11 protein-coding genes are annotated in these 24,402 nt (G+C 68.3%); 9 read left to right on the forward strand and 2 right to left on the reverse strand.

Translation table 11 applies throughout. From position 1 onward, the window contains the following. Window positions 1–162 precede the first annotated feature (162 nt). Entirely contained in the window at window positions 163–2,052 is a 1,890-nt protein-coding gene (locus CYFUS_RS28185; RefSeq protein WP_198316123.1) for an ATP-binding protein, read from the forward strand. Window positions 2,053–2,137: 85 nt separating this feature from the next. Here CYFUS_RS28185 and CYFUS_RS28190 read toward each other — a convergent pair whose 3' ends face one another. Next, window positions 2,138–3,022, reverse strand: a complete 885-nt coding sequence (locus CYFUS_RS28190; protein WP_198316125.1) for an alpha/beta fold hydrolase — start codon at window positions 3,020–3,022, stop codon at window positions 2,138–2,140. A 266-nt stretch (window positions 3,023–3,288) separates the two neighbouring features. Here CYFUS_RS28190 and CYFUS_RS28195 point away from each other — a divergent pair, with 266 nt between their 5' ends. From CYFUS_RS28195 to CYFUS_RS28205, 3 genes are all read left to right on the forward strand, one after another. After that, window positions 3,289–5,406 (forward strand): ATP-binding protein, encoded by a 2,118-nt coding sequence (locus CYFUS_RS28195; protein WP_095988045.1) that lies wholly within the window; start codon window positions 3,289–3,291, stop codon window positions 5,404–5,406. Continuing rightward, complete coding sequence (locus tag CYFUS_RS28200; protein ID WP_198316127.1) at window positions 5,403–5,912, forward strand: response regulator; 510 nt, start codon at window positions 5,403–5,405, stop codon at window positions 5,910–5,912. Before CYFUS_RS28195 ends, CYFUS_RS28200 begins: the two co-directional genes overlap by 4 nt. Window positions 5,913–5,984: 72 nt before the next feature. Then, the gene (locus tag CYFUS_RS28205; RefSeq protein ID WP_198316129.1) at window positions 5,985–8,030 is read left to right on the forward strand and encodes a M13 family metallopeptidase; all 2,046 of its coding nucleotides are present in this window, start codon (window positions 5,985–5,987) and stop codon (window positions 8,028–8,030) included. Between the two features lie 609 nt (window positions 8,031–8,639). Here the strand turns inward: CYFUS_RS28205 and CYFUS_RS51865 are convergent. After that, window positions 8,640–8,846 carry a hypothetical protein gene (locus CYFUS_RS51865; RefSeq protein ID WP_198317009.1) on the reverse strand — a complete coding sequence of 69 codons (207 nt, stop codon included), beginning with the start codon at window positions 8,844–8,846 and terminating at the stop codon, window positions 8,640–8,642. Here CYFUS_RS51865 and asnB point away from each other — a divergent pair. From asnB to CYFUS_RS28230, 5 genes are read left to right on the forward strand one after another with little or no spacing between them, the layout of a single operon-like run. Continuing rightward, entirely contained in the window at window positions 8,799–10,556 is a 1,758-nt protein-coding gene (asnB, locus tag CYFUS_RS28210) for an asparagine synthase (glutamine-hydrolyzing) (RefSeq protein ID WP_232537835.1), read from the forward strand. The two genes, CYFUS_RS51865 and asnB, sit on opposite strands and share 48 nt — an antisense overlap. A 25-nt stretch (window positions 10,557–10,581) precedes the next feature. Beyond that, entirely contained in the window at window positions 10,582–12,111 is a 1,530-nt protein-coding gene (locus CYFUS_RS28215; RefSeq protein ID WP_095988048.1) for an amino acid adenylation domain-containing protein, read from the forward strand. A gap of 40 nt (window positions 12,112–12,151) precedes the next feature. Next, the gene (locus tag CYFUS_RS28220; protein ID WP_095988049.1) at window positions 12,152–13,918 is read left to right on the forward strand and encodes an acyl-CoA dehydrogenase family protein; all 1,767 of its coding nucleotides are present in this window, start codon (window positions 12,152–12,154) and stop codon (window positions 13,916–13,918) included. A gap of 21 nt (window positions 13,919–13,939) precedes the next feature. Further along, the gene (locus tag CYFUS_RS28225) at window positions 13,940–23,164 is read left to right on the forward strand and encodes a non-ribosomal peptide synthetase (protein ID WP_095988050.1); all 9,225 of its coding nucleotides are present in this window, start codon (window positions 13,940–13,942) and stop codon (window positions 23,162–23,164) included. A 1-nt stretch (window position 23,165) separates the two neighbouring features. After that, complete coding sequence (locus CYFUS_RS28230) at window positions 23,166–24,401, forward strand: MFS transporter (RefSeq protein WP_095992272.1); 1,236 nt, start codon at window positions 23,166–23,168, stop codon at window positions 24,399–24,401. The last annotated feature ends 1 nt before the right edge of the window (window position 24,402 follow it).

A 24,402-nucleotide genomic window follows, 5' to 3' on the forward strand; every position in this document is an offset into this window, starting at 1 on the left:
CGAGGGGAGAGGGAGGAAGGAGGCCAGGGCGGAACCTGAACCCAGGTAACCCTTGGCGTGCATGGGTGTTGAGATGGAGACTCCAGCACTCCTGGCCGCGAGCGGGCCATGCGAGCCCGACCTCGGCTCCTGTTGGATGCTCGCACTGACACCTGCTCCCCCATGTCGAACCCCTCCGAGTCGAGGACTGCGTCCGCGAAGGCCCTGCCCACGGAAAACCCACCACTCGCCCGTGCTCCGCCACGCCTCCTGCGCTGGTACCTGGAGAAGGTGGATGCATTCCTCTCGGAGTCCATTCGCCAGGGGCCTGTCCTGGATCTCAACCGGGCACGGTTTCAGGTGAACCTCTCCGTGGTCATCTCGATCATCACCGCGCTGTTCCTGTTCTTCGTGGCTCCGAAGTTCGAGAGGCCCTGGCCGCTGGTGCTCGTGTCCCTGCTGAGCTTGACAGGTATCGGCCTCAGCCAGGTGATGCTGCATTGGATGTCCTCGCCTCGCATCCCCGCGATGATTCAGTGCGCCTCCTCGACGGTGCCAACGATGACCATCATCCTCTATGTGGGCGAGTGGGGCACCGCCTTGCAGGCCACGGCCATGCTCATCCCCCTGGCGAGTGTCTATCTGCTAGGCATCCGCAAGGGCTTGATCCCGTGCCTGCTCCTCGCGGCGAACGCGGCCCTCGTCCACCCCTTCCTCCATGCGCGCAACGCCCTCGATTGGATCATCGGCGCTTTCACCGCGCTCGCCATCCTGACCGTGTGCGTGATGAGCGGGTTGTTCACCCGCTCGCGCGATGAGGCGCAGATGTCACTCGAGCGGGCGCTCAGGACGCAGAGCGAGAGCGAGCGCAAGCTCAGCAGCCTGTTGGAGAACACGGAGGACGTGGTGTGCTCGCTCGACCTTGGAGGGCGGATCGTCACCGCCAACCAGGCGTTCCGGCAACTGTATCTCCAGCACCTCTCCCGCGAGCTCCAACCGGCGGATGCCCTGCGCGAGCTGCTGCCCCTGGAGGACCCGACACGCTGGACGGAGCGCTTCCGGCAGGTGCTCGGCGGGCACCGCGTGCGCTTCGAGGTGACGCTCGCGGTACGGGGTCAGGCGCGGGTGCTGGACGTGTCCCTGGGCCCCATCGCTGGAGAGGCGGGCATGCCCGAGGGGATGACGCTCTTTGGCAAGGACGTCACCGCCAGCAAGGAGGCCGAGTCGCGCCTGGGGGAGATGCACCGCAACCTGATCGACGTCTCGCGCCAGGCGGGCATGGCGGAGATCGCCACGGGAGTGCTCCACAACGTGGGCAACACCCTCAACAGCGCCAACGTGTCGGCCGAGCTGGTCATCCAGGGGCTGCGCGGTCTGCGCGTGTCGAGCGTGGTGAAGACGTTGGAGCTCCTCCGGGAGCATGCGGGCCACCTGGACTCCTTTCTCACCTCCGCCCAGGGCCAGCAGATTCCCGCCTACCTGGAGGCGCTCGGCAAGGAACTTCCCGAGGCGAAAGAGCGGCTGCTGGAGGAGATGCGCGCGCTCCGGGAGAGCCTGGAGAACGTCAAGGCCGTGGTGCGCATGCAGCAGGAGCACGCCCGCTACCTGGGAGTGGTGGAGCCGGTGGCGGTGCCCCAGCTCATCGACGATGCCCTGCGCCTGCAGGGGCGCTCCTTCGAGGCCCTGGGCATCCAGGTGCGCCGCGAGTACGGCCCGGTGCCCCTGGTGATGGTGGACCGGCACAAGCTGCTGCAAATCCTGTTGAACCTGTTGAACAACGCCCGGCACGCGCTGGAGGGGCGCGAGCGCTCGAACAGGTGGCTCACCGTGCGCGTGTCGCGTGCGGCGCAGGCGCGGCTGCGCATCGAGGTGGAGGACAACGGGACGGGAATCGCGCACGAGCATCTGCCCCGCCTGTTCACCCAGGGCTTCACCACGAAGAAGACCGGGCACGGCTTCGGCCTGCACATCAGCGCGCTGTCAGCCACCGAGCTGGGCGGCTCGCTCTCCTGCACAAGCCAGGGCCTCGGCCAGGGCGCCACCTTCACCATCGAGGTTCCCCTGGAAGCATGACGCCGCCCCATGTCGCGCCAACGCGCCAGATGAAGGGCGGGCTCCTCGGCAAGGTGGTCCTCCGCCTCGCCTGAGGAGCCGGACGTCAGGCCCTCGCGCCCGTATGGGTGAGCAGCGCCCGGGAGAGTTCCCCGAACAGCGGGCGGGGAAGATCATGGCCCATCCCTTCCAGCATGAGCAGCTTCGCTCCGTGGATGCGCTCCGCCACGGCGACCCCATGCGCGGCGGGGAACATCGGGTCATCCGTCCCATGGATGACGAGCGTGGGCACGCGCAGGTGCTTCAGCGCCTCGGCCTGCTCTTGCGTGGGAGAGGGCACGAACCCGTGGTTCATCGAGGCGACCGGGTTGCGCGCGCGGTCGAACATCCGCTCCACCGTGCGCCGGCACTCCTGCTCATCGAAGGGGGGTGCGCTGGCGGCCATCGCCCGAGCCATCTTCACCTGGAGATCGATGATCTCCTCGCGGTTGCGAGGCGGGTTGCTGGCCGCCGCCAGCTGCACCTCGATCGCGCGGGAGGCAGGCGGTGGAAGCGCTCCTTCCGGAGTCTTCCCCTGGAAGGCCTGATGGAAGGTCTCCACGACTCCGGGACGCAGCGGCGTGGACATCATCACCGTGAGGGAGAGCACTCGCTCCGGGTGACGGATGCTCACGAGCTGGCAGATCATCCCGCCCAACGAGGCACCCACCAGGTGGGCCGCGGCGATGCCGTACGCATCGAGCACCCCCAGCGCGTCCCGGGCCAGGTCCTCCAGCGTGTAGGGGTTCTTCTGGAAGTCGAAGCAGGTCGACTGGCCGGTGTCCCGGTGATCGTAGCGGATGACGTAACGCCCCCCGGCGACGAGCTGCTCGATGAACTCCTCGGGCCAGAGAATGCCCTGGGCCGAAGCGCCCATCACCAGCAGGATCGGCGGGCTGCCGGGCTCGCCGAAGCTCTCGGTCCACAACTCGATGCCATTGGACTTCACCATGCGTTCCGCCATACCGCTGCCCCCGTGTATCGCTCGTAGCGTTTCAGTGGTTCACTGCCCGTGATGAAGAGACCGTCTTAGCCCAGGAAACAGCCCGACGAGCCCCTTCTGGCACGTTCCAGGACGGAATTGACGAGACGAGCCCGGTGTCGCTCAGGTCACAATCGACAACCCGCCGAAACAGACTGCACACGCCACGTCGATTGCTCGCCATGCCGCATCCCTCCCGCCTCCGAGCTCCGCTGGCTCGTTCGACGCTCGTCCACATGGGCGTGCGCATCGCGGTCATCATCGCCCTGACCACGCTCCTCAGCTACATCCACATGTACAGCACGCTGCACACCGAGGCGCTCGCGCAGCTCAGGCAGCATGTCGTGGAGCGCGGCCAACGCGAGCAGGCCATCTTCGTGCTGGCCGAGGACAACCACGTCCTGCTCAAGAAGACCCTGGAGGATCGGCTCCAGGCCCTTACGCCGGAGGAGGTGGACGCCCGTTTCGCTCGCCTCTTCGTCCAGCGGCCCGATGGAACCTTCCGCAGCCGTACCGAGGGCTTCGATGACTCGCGGGAGCCGTGTGTCTTCGTCCCCCGGGGCGTGAACGTCGACACGGACATGCGCCGGAGGATTCTCGCCTCGTACGACGTGCTCTCCTGGTACGGACCCGCCTTCCATGTCCGGTTCACGAACACCGCCGTCACGCTGCCCGAAGGGGTGCTCATCCTCTACTGGCCCGGCAATGCCACCTGGTGCCTGGGAGTCGAGCCGGAGTTCCGGATCACCGACTTCACGCACTACACCATCAGCCTCCCCCAGAACGATCCCGAGCGGAAGACGATCTGGTCCGGCGTCTACGAGGACCCGGTCAGCCACGAGCCGATGGCCTCGATCTCCACTCCGGTGGAGCGGGAGGGCCGCCACCTCGCGACCCTCAGCCACGACGTGCTCCTCGAGGAGTTGATGACCCGCACCATCAACGATCACCTGCCGGGTGCGTACAACCTCATCTTCCGCGACGATGGACACCTCATCGCCCATCCCGAGCAGACAGGCGCCGCGGACCCGCGGGCCCACCTGCGGAGCATCATCGAGCAGGCGAAGAACCGCCCACCTGGCGAGACCGTGCTGGAGCTGCCCGAGTACGGCGAGTACCTCGCCCTGACCCGGCTCCAGGGTCCCGGTTGGAACTTCGCCACCGTGCTCCCGGAATCCACGGTGACCCGGCCCGCCTTCAACGCGGCCCGCACCGTCCTGCTGCTCGGAATCCTCTCGCTCTGCCTCGAGCTGGCCATCCTGTATTGGGTGCTCCAGCAGCAGATCACCCGTCCGCTGTTCGCCTTCACCCAGGCCTCGGAGCGGGTGGCCGCCGGTGAGTTCCACGTCGAGCTGGACACCTCCCGGGGCGACGAGCTGGGGCAACTGGCCCGCGCCTTCCGGAGCATGGCCGACCAGGTGCAACGGCGCGAGGAGGAGCTGCGTCATGCCAACGAGGGGCTCGAGCAGCGCGTCGAGGAGCGGACGCGCGAGCTCAAGGACGTCCACATGCAGCTGGTGCAGACCGCCCGCCGCGCCGGCATGGCCGAGATCGCCACCAACGTGTTGCACAACGTGGGCAACGTCCTCAACAGCATCTACACCTCCGCCCAGCTCGCCAAGGAGCGCGTGGCGGAGCTGCGGTTGGAGCACGTGGGCCGCATCGCCCTCCTGCTCCAGGAGCGCCAGTCCGACCTCGGCACCTTCCTCACCCAGGACACGCGCGGGCGCAACGTCATGCCCCTGCTGAGCAAGCTGGGACAGAACCTGCTCGACGAGCGCCAGCAGATCACCTCACTGCTCGAGGAGGTGGGGCGGTACACCGAACACGTGGGCGACATCGTCAAGGTGCAGCAGAACTACGCGCGCACGCCCCGGATGCATGAGTCCGTCCAGTTGGCCGACCTGGTGGAGGACGCGTTGCGCATCAACTCGGCCGGACTCACCCGTCACCAGGTGAAGGTGGTACGACACCTGGCGGCCCTGCCGCCGATGCTCACCGACAAGAACAAGACGCTGATGATCCTCGTCAATCTGGTCAGCAACGCCAAGTACGCCATGGATGGAGTGCCACCGGCCGAGCGGATGCTGCGCGTGGAGCTGGCGCCCGCCGAGTCCGACCGCGTCCGCATCCAGGTGCACGACAACGGCATGGGCATCGCGCCGGAGATGCTCACCCGCATCTTCCAGTATGGCTTCACCACCCGGGAGGAGGGGCATGGCTTTGGCTTGCATTCCAGCGCCATCGCGGCCCAGGAAATGGGGGGCTCGCTGACCGTCCACAGCAACGGCCCGGGGCATGGAGCCACCTTCACGTTGGAACTCCCCTACCTCCCCCATCAGGAGGCCGCATGAGTGCATGTGTGAGCAAGAAGCGGATTCTCGTCATCGACGACTCCGAGGCCATTCACACCGACTTCCGCCGGATCCTCGGTTCGCCCCAGCGCCGGAGCCAGAGCGACATCGATCAGTTGGAGGAGGCGCTCTTCGGTTCGGCGCCCGTTCGCGCCGCGGTCTGTGACGAGAACACGTTCGAGATGGATTCGGCCTACCAGGGGCAGGAAGGGTTGGCCAAGATCCAGGCGGCCCTGAAGGCCCACCAGCCCTATTCGCTGGTCTTCCTCGACTACCGGATGCCGCCCGGCTGGAATGGCGCCGAGACGCTGCGTCGGTTGCGCGAGGTGGATCCCTCGCTGGGCGTGGTGCTCTGCTCGGCCTACTCCGACTACTCCTGGGCGGAGCTGATGCGGGAGTTCAAGGATCTCAAGCTGCTCAAGGAGCTGAGAAAGCCCTTCAACAGCCAGGAAGTGCGCCAGCTCGCGCTCAAGCTCACCGGACAGGAACCCGCGTCCGGAAACTGAAGCCGGGTTGAATCCAAGCTGGGGGGCTCGGGAGTCCTGACGTCGATGGCAACCGACGGAAGGAATCCTGGAATGAAGATTCACTGGCTCATGCTGTACCTGCTGCTCGGCCCGGCGTGCGGTGCGATGACGCGGGCGAACACGACCCCGGCGGGCGTGGCATCAGACGACACCTCGAAGCCATGGAGCGGCGATAGCGGGCTGGATTGGAACGGCATGGACAGCCGCGTCGCGCCAGGCGACGACTTCTACGCCCATGCCAACGGCGGCTGGCTGAGGAACACGCCGATTCCGGCGGATCGCTCCTTCCACGGAGTGGACCAGACGCTCCAGGAACTCTCGATCGAGCGGACCCGTCTGATCATCGAGGAGGCCTCGAAGACGCGAGGCTCCAAGCCAGGTGACTTCTATGTGAGTTTCGTCGACGAAGCCACGATCCAGGCCAGGGGCCTCGAGCCAGTCAAGCCATGGATGAAGGCAATCGCGGGCACCGCCACCCGCGAGGCGCTCGCGATCGAGATGGCAAAGCTCGCGCGCCATGACATCGGTGGGCTCTTCGTGCCCGACGTGGGTCGGGACGACAAGAATCCGGATGTCTATGTCGCGAGCCTGCGCCAGTCAGGCCTGGGACTACCGGATCGCGCGCTGTACCTCGAGGAGGATGCACGGCTCGCGTCGATCCGGACCGCCTATCGGGCCTATCTGACGAAGATGCTGACGCTCGCGGGGGAGCGTGATGCGGACGAGCGCGCGGCGGCCGTGTTCGCGTTCGAGACGGCACTCGCGGAGGCCCACTGGACACGCGCGGACGCACGCGACGCGGAGAAGACCTACAACAGGTGGTCGCTCGCCGACTTCGAACAGAAGGCACCGGGCTTTCCCTGGCGCGACTACTTCGCCGCGCTGGAGCTGCCCTCCCAGCCCGCCTACATCGCGCAGCAGCCGAGCGCCTTCGCCGGCGAGGCGCGGGTCTTCGCCAGCACGGCGCTGCCAGTGCTCAAGGACTACCTGATGCTCAGGATGCTGAGCAGCTACGCGCGTTATCTCTCCAGGCCCTTCGAGGAGACACGCTTCGCTTTCTATGGCACGACGCTCGCCGGAACGCCCGAGCAGCAGCCTCGCGCCAGACGCGCCGTGATGCTCGTGAGCAACTTCATGGGCGACGCGGTGGGCAGGGAATACGTGGCGCGCCACTTCCCGCCACGGGCCCGGGCCCAGGTCGAGGCGATGGTCCAGAACGTGATCGCCGCGATGGGAGACCGGCTGGAGCGGCTCGACTGGATGGCGCCCGAGACGAAAGCGAGGGCACGCGCCAAGCTCGCCAATGTCCGGGTGAAGATCGGGCATCCAAACACCTGGCGCGATTACACCGCGCTCGAGATCGAACCGGACGATCTGGTCGGCAACGTGGCGCGCGCCAACGCCTTCGAATACCGGCGACGGGTGGGCCAGCTCGGGCGACCCGTCGACCGCGACGAGTGGCTCTCCCCGGTCACGGCTGCGAACGCCTTCGCCCACATGACCGCGAACGAGATCATCTTTCCCGCGGCCATCCTGCAGCCGCCCTACTTCGACCCGAACGCCGATCCGGCCGTCAACCATGGCGGCATCGGCGTCACGATTGGCCATGAGCTCAGCCACCTCTTCGACGACCAGGGACGCAAGTTCGATGCATCGGGCCGGCTCGCCGAGTGGTGGACGCCGCGAGACGTCGAGCGGTTCACCGCGCTCACCGACAAGCTGGTCGCACAGTATGACGCTTATGAGCCCATCCCCGGACAGCACATCCAAGGCGCGCTGACACTGGGTGAGAACCTCGCCGATCTGGCCGGACTCGCGGTGGCATATGACGCCTATCACCGGTCGCTCGGAGGGAAACCCGCGCCGGTGATTGGAGGCACCACGGGTGAACAGCGCTTCTTCCTCGGCCATGCGCAGAGCAGGCGGAGCAAGCATCGCGAGCCCGCGCTCAGTGCCCGGCTCCTGTCGGATGCGCACGCCCCGGCTCGGGAGCGCGTGTGGACCGTGCGCAACCTCGACTCCTGGTATGCCGCGTACCAGGTAGGACCAGACCAGAAGCTGTACCTCGCGCCCGAGGACCGTGTCCGCATCTGGTAGTGCGAGGCCCCGCCCGGGTGGAGCCGGTGGAGTCGCTCGTCTGCCAGGCGCGCCCTCGCGGAGTCGCGTGATTTCGCTGCTTCCCGGACAAGGCCGTATTACAAGAGGCTCGAGCACCTGCTCGGATAGTAGCTGCCCGAATAGGTACGATATTCGCCAGCATTTGGAGTCACAACCTCGTCCCGGGCAGTCTCACACATACGACCAGCAACCACCAAGGAGGGCATCAAGCAGTCAAAGCCGAGATCACATGGCTCGAACCTGGAAGGCCCGCCCGGGGAGATCCTGAGAAGATTCTAAGCCAGGCGCCACAACCCGCCCCTGCAGGGGCTGAGTGTATTCCTCAGAGATCTCTCAGCTACGGCGGCACGACAGGCCCTACATCCAATGAGTTCGCGGGGTTACGAACTCGCTTTACTTCATTGGCTCTCATTCACTATGAGGCGCCCCCTCTTCGCCCCCCTCTTGCTGTCGCCTTGGAATCACCTGGCCACAGCCTGCAAGTGTTTCCCGATCAGTTCTCTCATTCATTGAGAAGAAGATGATTTTCAAGAGTCTGAATTAAGTGGCTTCTATGATCACAGCTCATAAGCCAGCCACAATCACACATCACCACGGAAATAAAATCATGGAAAATTCCGTGAAGTTCGTCTTTTGCGTCACGGCGCGCATCGAGGCGCAGGTCAGCGATCTCGGGATGTCGGGGGATGGGTAATGTCCGGGATTGCCGGGTGGATCGATCGCGAACGCGACCTGAGGACTGAAGGGCTGGCCGCGTCCCAGCTCGTGGCGGCGCTCGTCGCGCGTGGGCGTCACGGCGAGGGTCTGTGGCTAAGCCCACGGGCGATATTGGGGCAGCGGACGGATGCCGTCTGGGTAGGGACGGCCCAGCCGGCTGTGATTGAGCAGAACGGTCGGGCGATGGTTGCGGCGGTGTGCGATGGGTACCTTCACAACGCGGATGACCTGTGGGCCGCCGCGGGTGCTGGTCCCAGTGCGGGAGGGCCCCCGTCGGTGGCCGAGGTCGTGCTGCATGCCTACCTGCGGTGGGGGCACGAGGCGGTGGAGCGGCTGGAGGGCAACTTCGCCTTCGCCGTCTGGGACGCTCGGACCGACGAGCTGCTACTTGGACGAGACCGGGTGGGCATCAAGCCACTGAGCTATGCCCTGCTACCCCATGGCGTCGTGTTCGCCTCGGAGGTCGCGGCCCTGGCGGCGCACCCCCTGGTGACTCCGGAGGTCGACGACAATGGGCTATGCGCCCTCGTTACCCAGTTGCGCAGCCCCGGGCGCGGGGCGCTGCGCGGCATGTACGAAGTACCGGCGGGCGGTACGGTCCGATTCACGCGCGACCGGGAGCTCCACCGCCGGTACTGGACGCTGGAGGCCCGCCCCCACACCCTCGGCCGCGAAGACACCATCAAGCAGATCCGTGAGCTGCTCGTTGACGCCATCAGCCGAGATCTGCGCGGCCTCGATCCCGCGGTCCTGCTCTCGGGTGGCCTGGACTCCAGCGCGCTGACAGGTCTGATCGCCAGCAACTCCGGCAAGCCACCGCGGACATTCACGGTGATGTTCGGCGACACGGCGGCCGCGGTGCCAGATCGGCCGTTCGCCGAAGAGGTTGTCCAGATGTGGGGCTGCGAGCACCACGAGGTCGCGGTCCGCCCGCAGGAGCTGTCTGATCCAGTGCTCCTGTCGTCCGTGCTCGCGGCGAAGGACCACCCGTCACCCTTCGGGGACAAGAACATCACCCCGTTCATATTCAGCCGGCGCGTCGCGGAGCGGGTGCCAGTGGTACTCAGCGGAGAGGCCGCTGATGCCATCTTCAGCGGCCTCTCCGGTGCGACCGACGGGGTGCGCGAGCCCTCCATGTTTCCTTGGATCGCGCGAGCCCGCGGGTTCGGCATGGAGTACGGAATCGGCACCGGGCTGTTTGACGAGGCGTTACTGAGATCGGTGGACGTCGCCGGCTACCTGGATCGGCTGTACCGCGAGGCCAAGGCAGAGGTACCGCAGCTCGCGGGCACCGCCGCCGCCGACCGTGTGGCGCGAGAGGTGGACTATCTCCATGTGACGCGCCTGTTGGAGCAGACGGTCTATCACTCGGAGCGGCTCGGAGCGGCGGCGGGGCTTCAGATCCGATTCCCTATTGCCGACCACCGCCTGGTCTCTTATCTGTACAACGTTCCATGGCAATTGAAGCGCTTCGACGGACGTGAGAAGAGCCTGCTCCGGGCCATTGCCAAGGATCTGGTGCCCCCGTCGGTGCTCACGAGGGCCAAGGTTCCCTACCCGATCACCTATGACGCGCACTACAAGGCCTCGCTCATCACACGGCTGCGGATGCTGCTCGATGACTCGACTGCCCCCGTACGTCCGTTGATTGACCTTCGTCGCGCCGCGGAAGTCATCGAGAACCACCGCCTGCTTGACCGCGGTGGCTGGCTCGGTCGGGCCGACGTCGAAATGGTCCTCCAACTCGACAACTGGCTTCGTCGATTGCGCGTACGCGTCAATCTCTAGTCTCCTCAAAACAAGGCAAAAGAATATGTCGACGACATCAGCAGGTGACCTCTACAGCCTGTTCTCGCATCAGGCCGCCAGGGTTGCCGCCCGAGATGCGGTGCGCGACCAGCGCGGCAGTTTGACCTACGCGGAGCTTGCCCGCCGCGCGGATGTGCTCGCGGTGGCGATCCGCGAGATGTGTCCGCAGCCGGGTACCCGCATCGGTCTACACCTGGGGCGCACGGCCGACGTGGTGGTGGCAGTGCTCGCGATCATCGCGACCGGCCACACGTACGTGCCGCTCGATCCGGCGTACCCACTTGAGCGGCTCAAGTTCATGGCCAGCGACAGTGGACTGACAGTCATCATCTCCGACCGGGAGGCGCCTGACGGAATCGGCGTCGCGAGAGTGCTTCGCCTGGACCGGGTCGACTGGTCCCGGGACGTCCCCGTTTCGCCGAGGATCGAGGCCGACCCCGAGAGCGCCGCCTACATCATCTACACCTCGGGCTCGACGGGTCTGCCGAAGGGCGTGGAGGTACGCAGGCGCAGCGTGGTGGCCATGGTGAACGCCGTGTGCTCGCGGCACCAGTTTGGCGAAACCGACGTGTGGACGCTCTTTCACTCCTACTGCTTCGACTTCTCGGTTTTCGAGATGTGGGGAGCGTTGGCCACGGGTGCCACCCTCGTGGTGGTGCCGGCGGAGGTCGCCGCCTCGCCGCGCGCCAGTGCCGAGTTGCTCGTACGGGAGCGGGTCACGGTCATGAACATCGTGCCGTCGGTCTTCCGCTACCTGACCGCGGCCACGCGGCAGCTCGCGGATCGCCCCGTAAGCGTGCGCCGCATCATTTTCGGTGGCGAGTCGATCGATGTGGCCGACATCCGCTCCTGGCGGGACTCGGTTCGTGCCGACTGTGAGTTCATCAATACCTACGGCATCACGGAGACCACGGTGTTCGTCACCACTCGACCGATTCTGCCCGCCGAGCTCCAGTCCACCGGCGATGAACGCGAATTCGCCACCGACCTCGGCGAGCCATTGAATGGCTGGGAGCTCCAGGTCCTCGACGACAGCGGCGCTCCCGTCGAGCCGGGGGGAATTGGCGAGATCTGGGTTGCCGGTGATGGAGTCGCTGTCGGCTATCTCAACCGGCCCGAACTCACCGCGGAACGGTTCCGCCAGCTGGCGCTCCCTGGCCATCCTCCGAGGGTTTACTACCGCAGTGGTGACCTGGCCACGCGGACGACGAACAACGTGTATTGCTATTCGGGTCGAGCCGACGATCAGGTGAAGATCAACGGCTTCCGGATCGAACTCGGAGAGGTCGAGGCGGCGCTGCGCAAGGCCTCCGGGCTCCGGGAACTGGCCGTGGTCTGTACCCGTAGCCGGGTAGGAGGCCGGATGCTGTCTGCCTTCTACGCCGCCGACGCCGTTTCGACGCAGGAACTCACCGCGCTCGCCCGCGCGACGCTCCCCGCCCACATGGTGCCCGGACGATTCGTTCAGTTGGCGGAGTTGCCGCGAAACGCGTCTGGCAAGACCGACCGGCGGGCACTGTCGGAGCGTCAGTAGCCCCGCACAGACCTGCCGCCATTCGAGCCCGAGGAATCCGATGAGCAAGAAACCCCGTAACTTCTCCAGCGACCCGAGTCGGCCCAGCTTCCTGGAGGAGCTCTATCAGGGCAGGTTCCGCTGGGACCTGATCCGAGACTTTCCTGTCCAGGATGCACAGGACCGGGCCGAGGGCGACCGCCTCGTCGAGCAGTTGAACGTCCTGCTTCGCGAGCGAATCGACCCCACGGCCGTTGACCGCGACCGCCAGCTACCTGAAGGCTTCCTCGCGGAGCTGGCCACGCGCGGCTACTTTCGGCTGCAGGCGGATCGAGCGGTCGGCGGGCACGAACTCTCGCACTACAACACGTTCCGGGTCGTCGTGGCGGCCGCGAGTTGGAGCACGCCGGTCGCACTGTCGATCGCGATCGAGAACGCGCTCGGCGCCAGCGCGTTCCTCTCGGTTGTGCCCGAAGGGCCGCTGCGTGAGTTGTTGCGCGCGCATGTTGCTCGCGGCGGCCTCTCGGCCAGCGCCGACAGCGAGCCCCAGGGGGCGGCGAACCAGCGTCGCGCCACCACCGCCACGCGAGTCGAAACGGCGGAGGCCTATCTGCTGAACGGCCAGAAGGTCTTCGTGGGGCACGCGCCCGTCGCCGAGCTGGTCAGCGTCTCGGCGACGATCCGCGACAACGGCCAGGAGCGGGTCCAGATGTTCTTCGTGCGGACCGACAGCCCTGGCGTGACCGCCGGACAGTGGCACGAGTACATGGGAATCAAGGGCTTCCCCAACGGCTGGCTGAACTTCGACAACGTGCTCGTGCCCGCGGACCAGATGTTCGTGGAGCGCGCCTCCGAGCATCAGGTCCGGGTGACCCCGGAGACCGCGAAGATGGTGGCTCGGGGCCGGCTGCACCTCATCGCGGCGCCGTCGCTGGCGATCGCCAAGCTGTGCGTGCAATGGGCGCGAGACTTCGTGCTGCGGCGGGAGGTCGACGGCCGGAAGCTGGCGGACTACCAGGAGATTCAACAGCAGCTGGCGGAGTCGCTCGCGCAGACCTTCGCGATCGAGACGATGTCTCAGTGGTGCCTGCTTCCGGATGACCAGGGGCGGCAGATCAACCAGCGCTTCGAGCAGAACGCCTCCAAGAACGTCAGTTCGCTGCTCTGCTGGGACGTCGTCGACCGGACGATGTCGCTGCTGGCGGCGGAGGGCTATGAGACCGCGCACAGCAAACAACAGCGGGGTGCGCCGCCGGTCCCAGTCGAGCGGTTCATGCGCGACGCGCGCAACCTGCGGATCTCCGGGGGCGTGGACTTCCAGATCGACAACTGGATCGCTCGGATGTCGATCCTGTCGTACTACTACCCCGAGCCCGACCACGCGGACGAACTGGCGAAGAACGAGCCAGTCCGGGGCGATTTCGACGGCGCCGTCCTCACCGACCGCAACCTCGGCCACCTCCGCTGGGTCGCGGACGAGGTCCATCGGTTCGGGGCGACCTGTCTGGAGTTGGCGCGCCGCAACCCCGACCGTGCCTCGCTGCAGGAGAACGAGCGGACTCTCATCTTGCTCACCGGCATTGCCCGAGAGCTCCTCGTCATGTCCCTGACGCTCGCCCGCGCCTCCAAGATGGCCTCGACCGGCGACCACAGCGGGCAGGAGCTGGCCGACGTGTATTGCGTATCGGCCGGGCACCGCATCGCCGATCTGCGTCGCCGGCTCTCCGCCAACGCTCCCGCCAATGTCCCATCGCTCAACGCCGCCTGGCTGAGCGGCACCACCCTCGATCACCTCACCTACGACGCCGCCACCGGCTCCCGGCGCTGACCGGTCAAGAAAGAGCAACCCATGAACACCGCACCACGGCAAATCCCTCTCTCCGTCGGACAAGAGGCCATGTGGATTGGCTGGAAGCTGGATCCCAGCCAATGGTCGCACATCATCCCGACCCCATTCCTGGTGCGCGGCACGCTCGATATGACGCGGCTGCGCACGGCCATCGCGGCACTGGGAGAAGCCTACCCACAGCTTCGGGCACGGATCACGTCGGGCGCCGACGGGCTCGTGCTGGACTGGCCCGACTCGCCGCCTATCGAGGTGCGGGAGTCGACCTTCGTGGGCGACCGTGACGCGGCCGTACGCCGGACCTGGCAGCGCCCCTTCGACCTTCGCCGAGGGCCGTTGGCCCGGGTCGATGTGTTGCGTGGGCCGGACGAGACGGTCCTGCTGCTCGCGATCCACCACCTCGTGTTTGACGGGGCGTCGATCCTGATCCTGCTCGATGCCTTGCGCCGGGCCTATGCGGGCGAGTCGCTGCCTCCGGCCGACCCTACCGCGGCGTTGACGGAGTATGCTCGCCGTTCGCGGGAGCTGGCCGATACCACCGCCGGTGATCCGTCCCGGGAGTACTGGCGCCAGGTCCTGGGCGCGGCGGCTCCGGAGTTCGCCCTGCCCGCCACCGTCGATGCACCGCAGTACACGGTCCGGAGTGAAACACTCGAGCCACGGCTCGTCGCCGACTTGCGCGGCCGCGCCGAGGACCTGGGCGTTTCCTATGTCACCGTCCTGATGGCCGGGTATTTCGCGCTGCTGCGCCGGCACACCGGCTCCGAGGACGTGATCTCGTTCCTGCCGTTTCACGGGCGGACCACCGAATCGCTGCGCGACCGGATTGGCTACTTCGTGAACGCACTGCCGATCCGCAGTGAGGTCCGCGGTTCGGACAGCTACGCCGCTCTGGTGCACCGCCTGCGCGGCCGGGTCAAGGATGCGATGCGGCACGGCGAGCTGCCGCTGCCGGCCATCATGCGAGCGGCTGGGCTGACCGGCCCGGCCGCCCGTGCGCGGACCCACCAGACAGTGTTCCAGTATTGGAATGCGGGATTGCGTGATGGCGTCGATGTGCAGGCACTGCGGCTGAGCGCTCCCGATGCGACCGCCACCTTGAGCCTGCTGGACATGGAAAGCACCGCGGGGTTCACCCTGGCCGTCATGGTCCGCGAGGACAGCGCGGGAACGCATGTGCTGTGGAAGGATCCGGCCGGGGCCGTGGGCCCGACCAGGGTCGCCGCGATGGCGGCCGACTATCACGCGATCCTGCGCGAGCTGAGTACGAACCCGAACGCCGCGCTGCCCGCACTGGCCGCGCCGAGCCCGACAGCGTCTTCCGCCCCCCTCGCCACCAATACCCGCCCCGCGGCCGCGTACCCCGCCGAGGTCGCCGCGATGGTCGGCGTCTGGCAGGAGGTCTTGGGCGTCGGCGGGATCACCCCCGAGGACTCGTTCTTCGAGCTGGGCGGGCATTCGCTGCTCGCGGAGAGTCTGGTTCTCGCGGTGTCGCGTCACTTCGGCACGGAGGTCTCGATCCGGACGTTGTTCGAGTATCCGCGCCTGGCTGACTTCGCGGAGCAGGTCCGGGCGTCGAAGCCGAACGTGGCCGCCGAGAGCATTTCTCCGCCCGCTGCCCCCGTCGTGGAGATACCCGCGTCCAGCTTCCAGCAGCGCATCTGGTTCGCCGAGCGGGTGGAGTCCGGCCGTGCCACCTACAACGTCCCGCTGGCGTGGCGGGTTCCCGGTGGCGGCCTCGATGCGACGGAGTTGTCCCACGCGCTGGCCAGGATGGTGGCGCGACACGAGTTGCTGCGCACCGCGTTCCACGAGCGCGACGGCGAGTTGTGGCAGGTCGTCGGCGAGCCGTGGTCACCCCACGTCGACAGCGTCAACCTGCGCGATTGCGCGGACTCGGAGGCGGCGCTGCGCGACTGGCTGGCCGGTGCCTCCCACCATGAGTTCGATCCGGCGTCTGGACGCCTGCTGACCGCGGCCCTCGTTGAGCTCCCCGGGGCCGACCAGCTGGTTTTCCTGTGCCTGCACCACCTGCTGTGGGACGGCGAGTCGATGGGCGTCCTGCTGCGGGAGCTGAACTCCTATTACAGGCCCACCGCCGCCGGCAGCACGGTGGTCGTGTCTGCTCCGCCGGCAACCGACTCCGGTCTCCCGGCGATGGCGCGCGCCGCCTCGGCCCATCAGGAACGGATGTGGTTCGTCGACCGGTTCGAGGCCGGCCACGTGTACCCGACGTCGCCCGTGTACCACAACCTGCCTCTGTTCCTTCGGGTTGACCGTCTCGCCGCCCCCGACGTGCTGGCCAAGGCGCTCGACGCGGTCGTACGGGCACACGAGTCCCTGCGCACCGTGCTCGACAGCGTCGAGGGTCGGATCGTGCAGCGAGTGCGATCCGAGGTGACGGTCAGCCCGCAGTGGCTGCCAGCGCGGCCCGGGGTGGCGGGCGCCGGTGTGCCCGAGGCACTGACCGACTGGGCGGCGGCCCCGTTCGATCTGACGAGCGGCTGTCTGCTGCGGGTCGCCGTGTTGCCCGAGCAGTCTGGCGGCGGTTGGCTGGCACTCGTTGGCCACCAGGCGGTGGTCGACCGGGCCTCCCTGCGGCTCGTCGCCGAGCAACTCCTGGCCGGCATGGCCGGCGAGGCCCCCGTCCAGAGCAGCTACGCCGGCTGGCTGGATGAGGTGTCGGCCGCGGTCAAGGCCGAGCACCTGGACTCCCGTGCGGCTCGACTGCAACCCGCCGTCGACGTGCTGCGGCTCCCCGAGCGGCGGCCGCGCGAGGCGATCCACGTCTACGAGGAGCGGCGCGTCGCGTTCTCGTTGCCCACCGCCCTCGTGGCCAACGCGGAACGGCTTGGCTTCAACGTCTCGGACGTGCTGCTGGGAGCCTTCACCGCGCTGCTCGGCTGGTATTCCGGCCAGCAGGACATGGTCATCGGCGTCAGTCACCCCGGGCGGCGCGCGGAGACCCGGCATGTAGTCGGCCCGCTGGCCAACCTGTTGCCGGTGCGGCTGCGCCCGGCCGTGAGCATGCCTTTCACCGCGCTCGTCGGGCAGACGGCCGCCGAGACGGCCCACGCCCGAGCGCATGATCAGGCGTTCTTCGACGAGCTGGTACGCCGGGTCGACCCGTCCAAGGACATGAGCCGTACGGCCTTGTTCGACGTGCTGTTCACGTACTCCGAGGATCCCAGGCTGATTCGTACCTCCGGCGGCCTCGTCGCCGAGGAGGTTCAGACGGCCAGCGGATACGGCAAGTACGATCTGCACCTGTTCCTGCAGCCGGGCTCCAGTTCGCTCGAGGGCTGGCTTGTCTTCAATGGCCGGTACTTCGACGACGACCAGGTGCGGGCCATGACCGAGCACTATCGCGCGCTGCTCGACCAGCTCATCGCCGCACCCGAGCGGGCGATCGGCGATGCCGATCCGTTGACCGAGGACGAGCGGTACACCCAGCTGATGGTGTGGAACGCCACCGATGCCGGGTACCCCGAGACGGCGGTCCACGATCTCATCCGGCAGCGGGCACTCGCCCGGCCCCAGGCGGTGGCCATCACCGCGGGGGACATCTCGCTGACCTACCGCGAGCTGCTGGATCGGGCCGAGGCACTGGCGCGGGCGCTGGTGGCGAAGGGCGTCGGCCGTGGCGACCTGGTGGCCCTGCTGCTGCCGCGCGGCCCCGAGCAGGTCCAGGCGATGCTGGCCGTCCTGCTGGCCGGCGCCGGGTACCTGCCGATAGACCCAGCACTGCCCCGTGACCGCGTGCAGTTCATCCTCGCGGACTCGGGCACCCGGTGGGCCATCGTGGCCGACGATGCGGTGCCGCATCCGGGTCTGGACGGCTTCGCCGGACAGGTCATGCACCCGACCCAGTCCGACAGCTCCGGAGCGGCGCTGCCGCGGGTCGCGCTGGATACGCCGGCGTACTGCATCTACACGTCTGGGACGACCGGCCGGCCCAAGGGCGTCGTGATCACGCATCGCAACCTCGTCCGGCTGCTGGTCAACGACCGCTTGCCGTTCAGCTTCGGTGCGTCCGACGTCTGGACGATGTTCCACTCCTACGCCTTCGATTTCTCGGTATGGGAGTTGTTTGGCGGCCTGGTCCACGGCGGACGGGTGGTCCTGGTCACCCAGGAGCAGGCGAAGGACCCCGAGCAGTTCTGGGAGCTGCTGCAGCGCGAGCGCGTCACGGTCCTCAACCAGACGCCCAGCGCGTTCCGGCGGCTGCTCGGGTTGAAGCCCCAGTCGCCCAGCAGCCTCAGCCGGTTGCGCTACGTCATCTTTGGCGGAGAGGCGCTGCGTCCGGCCATGCTCGGCTCGTGGATGGAGCGCTACCCGCATGTGCGGCTGGTCAACATGTACGGCATCACCGAGACCACCGTGCACTCGAGCATCCGCACGGTCACCCGGGCTGATGTCGACTCCGACGCCAGCATCATCGGCACGCCGATCCCCACGACCACGCTCCTGCTGCTGGACCCGGTCACCCGCGGCCGGCTGTTGCCCGTTGGCGCGGTGGGCGAGATCTTCGTCGGCGGCGCGGGCGTGGCCGGCGGCTACCTGAACCGGCCGGAACTCACGGCGCAGCGCTTCGTCGCCTCGCCCGTCGGCTCCGGCACCCTGTTCCGCAGCGGGGATCTCGCCCGCTACACCCCCGACGGCGCGCTGCACTTCATTGGCCGCGCCGATTCCCAGGTGCAGCTGCACGGCTACCGCATCGAACTCGGAGAGATCGAGTCCTGCCTGCGCGAGCATCCCGCGGTCGTCGAAGCGGTCGTCATCGCCGAGGACGATCGCCTCGTCGCGGTCGTCCAGAGCCGGGCCGGGGTCGCCCTGGCCGAGCTGCGTGGCCACCTGGCACGCAAGCTGCCCGAGTACATGATCCCCTCGGTGTTCCAGCTCGTCGACAAGATGGTGCTGACCTCGAACGGCAAGCTCGACGTCGCCGCCGTGCGTGCCCGTGCCGTCCCGCTGGACAGCGGCGCCGGCTCCGAGCCTCGCACCCCCACGGCTGTCGCGATGGCTGGCATCTGGTCCGAGCTGCTCGGTGTCGACAATGTGTCCGCCGATGACTCCTTCTTCGCCCTCGGCGGTCACTCCATGCTGGCGGTCCGGCTGGTCAACCAGCTCCGCCGTCGGTTCCAAATCGACCTGCCGATGAAGACGCTGTTCGAGTGCCCCCGGCTGCAGGATCTCGCGGACCTGATCGACCAGAAGATCGGCGGGCAGCCGTCCGCCGGGCACTCCGGATCGTCCTCGGCGCGCGCCGCGGGTGAGCTGGCCGCCACCGCCTTCCAGCGACGCCTGTGGCTCGCCGAGACCTTCGACGAGCAGGCCCGCAACAACGTGGTCCTGGCCTGGAAGGCAGCCGGCAGGCTCGACGTCGAGCTGTTGGGTCGCGCCCTGAGCCAGCTCGTGGCCGGGCACGAGTTGCTGCGGACGGCATTCGTGGCCGACGAGGACACCGTCCGGCAGGTGGTGACCGGCGGATGGCGGCCCGAGGTGGAACTGCTGGACCTGCGCGCCTCGCGTGACCCCGACGCCGAGATGGCGCGGTGGCTCGACACGGCCGCCAGCAGACGATTCGACCTCGCCTCGGGCCGGCTGCTGCGAGCGGCCGTGGCCGACCTCGGCGCTCAGGGGCACGCGCTGCTTTTGTGCCTGCACCACCTCGTCATCGACGGTGAGTCCGTCCCCGTGCTCCTGGCCGAGCTGGACCGTTACTACCGTGCGGTCGTCACCGGCGAAACCGCGGCGCCGCCAGCCGTGCAGTACCGGGACTTCGTGGCCTCGCAGGAGGCCCGCCAGGACACGGCGCGGCGCGAGGACGCGCTGGACTACTGGCAGCGAAAACTGGCCGACGCACCGGCGAACCTGGCGTTCCCCGCGCCGGTTCCGGCGGGCCGCAACGGCGCTGTTCGCGTGCCACTCCCGGCGGGCCTGCCCGACCGGCTGCGGCCGCTGCAGACCCAGCACGGGGTCACGTGGTTCATGGCGTTCGGCGCCGCGCTGGCCGTCGCGCTGCACCGGTGGACGGGACAGCGCACCATCACCCTGGGCGTGCCGGTCTCGACCCGGGACCCCGCCAGCTTCACTGGGCTGCTCGGACCCTGCCTGAACACGCTCGTGCTCCGCTCGGACCTGGCCGCCGGCGCTCCCCTCGGCGACGCCCTCCAGGCGATGCGCACCGAGATGCTCGGCGCGCTCGAACACGCCGGGGCTCCGTTCGAGGAGGTCGTGAACCGGCTCTCCCCGGCCCGCGGTGTGGGGCACACGCCCTACATCGATGTGACGCTCAACATGAACCTGCGCAGCGCCCGGCGGGCCCTGCTGGGCGGGATCGAGCTGACCCCGCTGTTCTTCGACTCGCTGTGGTCGCACGAAGCGAAGTTCGGTTTGACCCTGACGGTCGCCGAGCAGGACGGCGAACTGACCGCCATTCTGTCGTATCAGGGGCAGCGTGTATCCGCCGCGGACGCCGCGGCACTGGCCGACAGCATTGCCGGGCTGCTCGGCGAACTCACCGAAGCGCCACAGGGTCGTTCGTCCCGGGGGAGCGCGACGAGCGCCGCCGATGACCGGGTGCAGTACCGACACTTCGTCACCGCGCAGATCTCGCAGCGGGACAGCGTGCAGCGCCGGAACGATCTGGCCTACTGGGAGAACAAGCTGGCGGGTGCCCCGGCCTACGTGGAGTTCAGCCCCCCGGCGGAGCCTGGACCCCACGGCGTCGTGACGATCCCACTGCGCGCCGACCTGCTGGAGCGGTTGCGACCGTTGCAGGCCCGGTATGGCGTCACACCGTTCATCGTCACGGCGGCGGGCCTGGCCGCTCTGCTCCACCGCTGGACCGGCCACGCCGACGTGGTGATCAGCAACCCGATCGCGAACCGTGACAACCCGGACTTCGCCGAGCTGCTGGGGCCGTGCCTGAACACGGTGGTGCTGCGCTCCCAGCTCGCCAGCAACGCGACGTTCCTGGACGTCTTGCACGGCATGCGCTCGGAGGTGCTGGAGGCTTTCGAGCACGCGGGGGCACCGTTCGAGGAGGTGGTGGAGCGGCTCAACCCGCACCGCCGACCCGGTCGGACTCCGTACGCGGACGTGTCGCTGACCTTCAGCGCCGTGCCGGCACAGCCCGCCTCGCTGGCCGGACGCCCGTTGCAGGCCGCCGACATCAGCCACGCGGGTGCTGGCTACGCCGGCAAGCTTGGCCTCACCGTGGGCTTCACCCTGGACGGTACGAAGCTGTCCGGCAACGTCGCGTACCATGGGGCGCGCTATCGCCGTGACGACGTGGAGCGCTTCGCCACCCTGCTGGGCCGGCTGATGGAGCTGATGCCGGACCACCTGGATCAGCCGGTGGCGGCGCTCGACGTCGCCGCGGACGAGCTCGCGCGGCTGCGCCGGTGGGAGCGCGGACCCGAGCCCGAGCCGATGACGCCGGTCCCCGCACTGGTGCTGCGGCACGGCCGCGACCGGGCCTCGGCACCGGCCGTCGAGTCGCTCCGTGGAACGCTGGACTACCAGGGACTCATCGGACGTGCACGGGCGCTGGCGGCCCGGATCCGACCGAGGCTGCGCGGCGCGGACCCGGTGGTCGCGCTGCTGCTCCCGCGCGGCGAGGACTTCACGGTGGCGATGCTGGGAAGCTGGCTGGCGGGTGCGGCCTTCTGCCCGATCGACCCGGTGTGGCCAGACAGTCGGGTGAGGTTCGTTCTCGAGGACCTCGACACGCCCGTGTTGCTCACCGACCACGACGGCGCGGCACGGTCAGGCTCCGTGCCGACCCTCCGCGTGGATGAGACGGACGCGACCGCGGGGGGCAGCGAGGCGGACGACCCGAACTGGAGCGCCGGATCCACCGCGTACGTGATCTACACCTCCGGCACCACGGGTACCCCGAAGGGCGTGGTCGTCACGCACGGGGGATTGGCCCAGCTGATCCAGTGGACCGCGCGCCACTACGCGATCGGCGACCGCGACCGCTGCTCGCATCTGATGAGCGTCGGGTTCGACGCCTCCCAATGGGAGGTCTGGTCCGCGCTGGCGACCGGCGCCTGCCTGGTGCCGCACGTGGAGCCAGTCGTCGCATCGACGGTCGGAGCCTGGCTGGACCAGCACGGCATCGACGTCGCGTTCATGGCCACGCCGCTCGCGGAGGCCGTATGGAGGGCCGGGACGGGCCCGAAGCGGCTGCGCTGGATGTTCATCGGCGGCGCCTCGCTCTCGGAGTGGCCGCCGCCCGGGCTGCCCTACAGGGTAGGCAACGCCTATGGCCCCACCGAGAACTCGGTGGTCGCCACGATCCACGACCTCGAGGCAGTGCCGCAACCTCCCCTCAACCGGATCGGCCGGCCCATCGCTGGGGTTCGCGTGCTCGTGCTCGACCCACAGGGGCGCCGGTGTCTCGTGGGCGTCCCCGGTGAGATCTGCCTGGCTGGCGGCGGTCTGGCCACCGGCATTCTCCGGCGGCCAGACCTGACCGCCGACAGGTTCCGCTCGGTGGAACTCGATGGCGAGTCGATCCGGATCTACCGGACCGGCGACCTTGGCCGCTGGCTCGCCGATGGCACCGTCGAGTACCTGGGCCGGGCCGACCGGCAGCTCAAGATCCGCGGGTACCGGATCGAGCCCGGCGAGATCGAGCAGGTGCTGCTCCGCCAGCCGGAGGTGGCCCAGGCGGTGGTCCATGGCGATTCGCAACAGACCCCCGCGCTGGTGGCCTACGTGATCCCCAGCCAACCCGGCCGCACCGACACCGCGCGGTTGCTGGCGCGGCTGCGCTCCAGCTTGCCGGCCTACATGGTCCCCGAGGCCGTGGTGTGGCTCACGGAATTGCCCCTGAACACCAGCGGCAAGGTCGACGTGGCCAGGCTGCCCCGTCCGATCCGAACGGACCTCGTCGGCGGGGGCGGATTCACGGCCCCTGGCAGCGAGCTCGAGCGCCGCATCGCCACGGTGTGGTCGGAGGTGCTGGGCACCCAGGACGTCGGTGCGCACGACAACTTCTTCGACCTCGGCGGCAACTCGCTGAGCCTGGCCAGGCTGCATAGCCGACTGGTCGCGGAGCTGGGCCGCGACATCCCCATCGTCGACCTGTTCGAACACCCCACCGTGGCGGCGCTCGCCACGGCCTTGGAGAACGGCGCGCAGTCGGCACCGGTCCGGCCCCGCCGTGCGGCCCGGCCCGTTCGCCGCGGCCGAGGCACTACGGATGGAGCCTGACATGAGCACCCCGGAAGACAGTCAGCTTCGGAGCAGGCGCCAGCACACCCTGCGGGTTCTGCTCACCGCCGAGTTCATGTCGATGCTGGGTACCCAGCTCAGTGCCGTGGCGATGCCGTGGCTGGTGCTTCAGCTCACGGGCTCGTCGCGCGACATGGGCCTGGTCATGGCGGCGCAACTGGCGGCCATCGCCGTGTTCGGCGTGTTCGGCGCGTCGCTCGTGGGCCGCATGGGCCCGCGGCGGGTGATGCTCGTCGGCGATACCGTCCGAGGGCCTCTCGTCGCCCTCCTGCCACTGCTCTACTACCTGGGCTGGCTGAATATCGGCGTGTTCATCGTCGTGATGTTCGCGGTCGGTGCGTTCTACGCGCCCTACCTGGCCAGCCAGCAGTCCATCTTGCCGCTCGTGGTGGGAGAGGACGAGGCCCTGCTGAGCAGGGCGACCGCGACGCTGCAGACCGCCACGCGGCTCAGCGTGCTGATCGGCCCGCTGCTGTCCGGCGTGCTGATCACCGCGCTGGGCGCCCCCGTGGTGCTGATGCTGGACGCGGCGTCCTTCGTGGCGTCGGCGGTGCTGCTGCGGCTGTGTCTGCCCCGGACGGAGCCGGTCACGGAGCCGGCCAGGGCCGGTCGCCAATCCGTGGGCGCGGGAGCGCGCATGCTGCTGTCGGACCGGCTGGTCGGGAGCTGGTCACTCGGGCTCGTGATCGGTGAATTGGTCTGGCAGGCCCTGTTCGCCCTGCTGCCCGTCATCGCCCTCACCCAGCAGCACGGTTCTCCGATGGTGGCGGGCGTGCTGCTGGCGATGTTCGGCGGCGGAGCCGTCGCCGGGACGCTGCTGGTGGGACTCCTGCTGCGGCGAGTGCCCGCGCTGACCTTGGCGGTGGTGGGCCGGGTGGCGCTGGGCCTGGCCTTCGTCATGCTGCTCTTGCCGTTGAGCATCGAAGCCCTGGCGGGTTGCTTGTTGCTGGCCGGCTTGCTGAACGGAGTCTCCAGCGCTCCGATCGCGGCGGTACGCGCCCTGCGCATCCCGCCCGCGAAACGCACCGAGAGCCTGACTGTCGCCACCGCGCTCGCACTCGCGGCGGGGGCGTTGGGCTGGGCCCTCGCGGGCACGGCGGCGCAGAGTGCTGGGCTGCCGACCATCTTCCATGCCCTGGCCGTCCTCCAAGTCATGGCCGCGGCGTTGTTCGTGTTCGGCGCCAGGGCCCCGGCCCAGGAACCCCAGAAAGGCTGAA

It is taken from the genome of Cystobacter fuscus (assembly GCF_002305875.1).
Lineage (GTDB): Bacteria > Myxococcota > Myxococcia > Myxococcales > Myxococcaceae > Cystobacter > Cystobacter fuscus_A.

Excerpts from the sequence above, each read along its gene's own strand:
- CYFUS_RS28205 (WP_198316129.1), top strand. The coding sequence starts at position 5,985 with ATGAAGATTCACTGGCTCATGCTGTACCTGCTGCTCGGCCCGGCGTGC.
- CYFUS_RS28200 (WP_198316127.1), top strand. The coding sequence starts at position 5,403 with ATGAGTGCATGTGTGAGCAAGAAGCGGATTCTCGTCATCGACGACTCC.
- CYFUS_RS28185 (WP_198316123.1), top strand. The coding sequence starts at position 163 with ATGTCGAACCCCTCCGAGTCGAGGACTGCGTCCGCGAAGGCCCTGCCC.
- CYFUS_RS28215 (WP_095988048.1), top strand. The coding sequence starts at position 10,582 with ATGTCGACGACATCAGCAGGTGACCTCTACAGCCTGTTCTCGCATCAG.
- CYFUS_RS28225 (WP_095988050.1), top strand. The coding sequence starts at position 13,940 with ATGAACACCGCACCACGGCAAATCCCTCTCTCCGTCGGACAAGAGGCC.
- CYFUS_RS28230 (WP_095992272.1), top strand. The coding sequence starts at position 23,166 with ATGAGCACCCCGGAAGACAGTCAGCTTCGGAGCAGGCGCCAGCACACC.
- CYFUS_RS28190 (WP_198316125.1), bottom strand. The coding sequence starts at position 3,022 with ATGGTGAAGTCCAATGGCATCGAGTTGTGGACCGAGAGCTTCGGCGAG.
- CYFUS_RS28195 (WP_095988045.1), top strand. The coding sequence starts at position 3,289 with ATGGGCGTGCGCATCGCGGTCATCATCGCCCTGACCACGCTCCTCAGC.
- CYFUS_RS28220 (WP_095988049.1), top strand. The coding sequence starts at position 12,152 with ATGAGCAAGAAACCCCGTAACTTCTCCAGCGACCCGAGTCGGCCCAGC.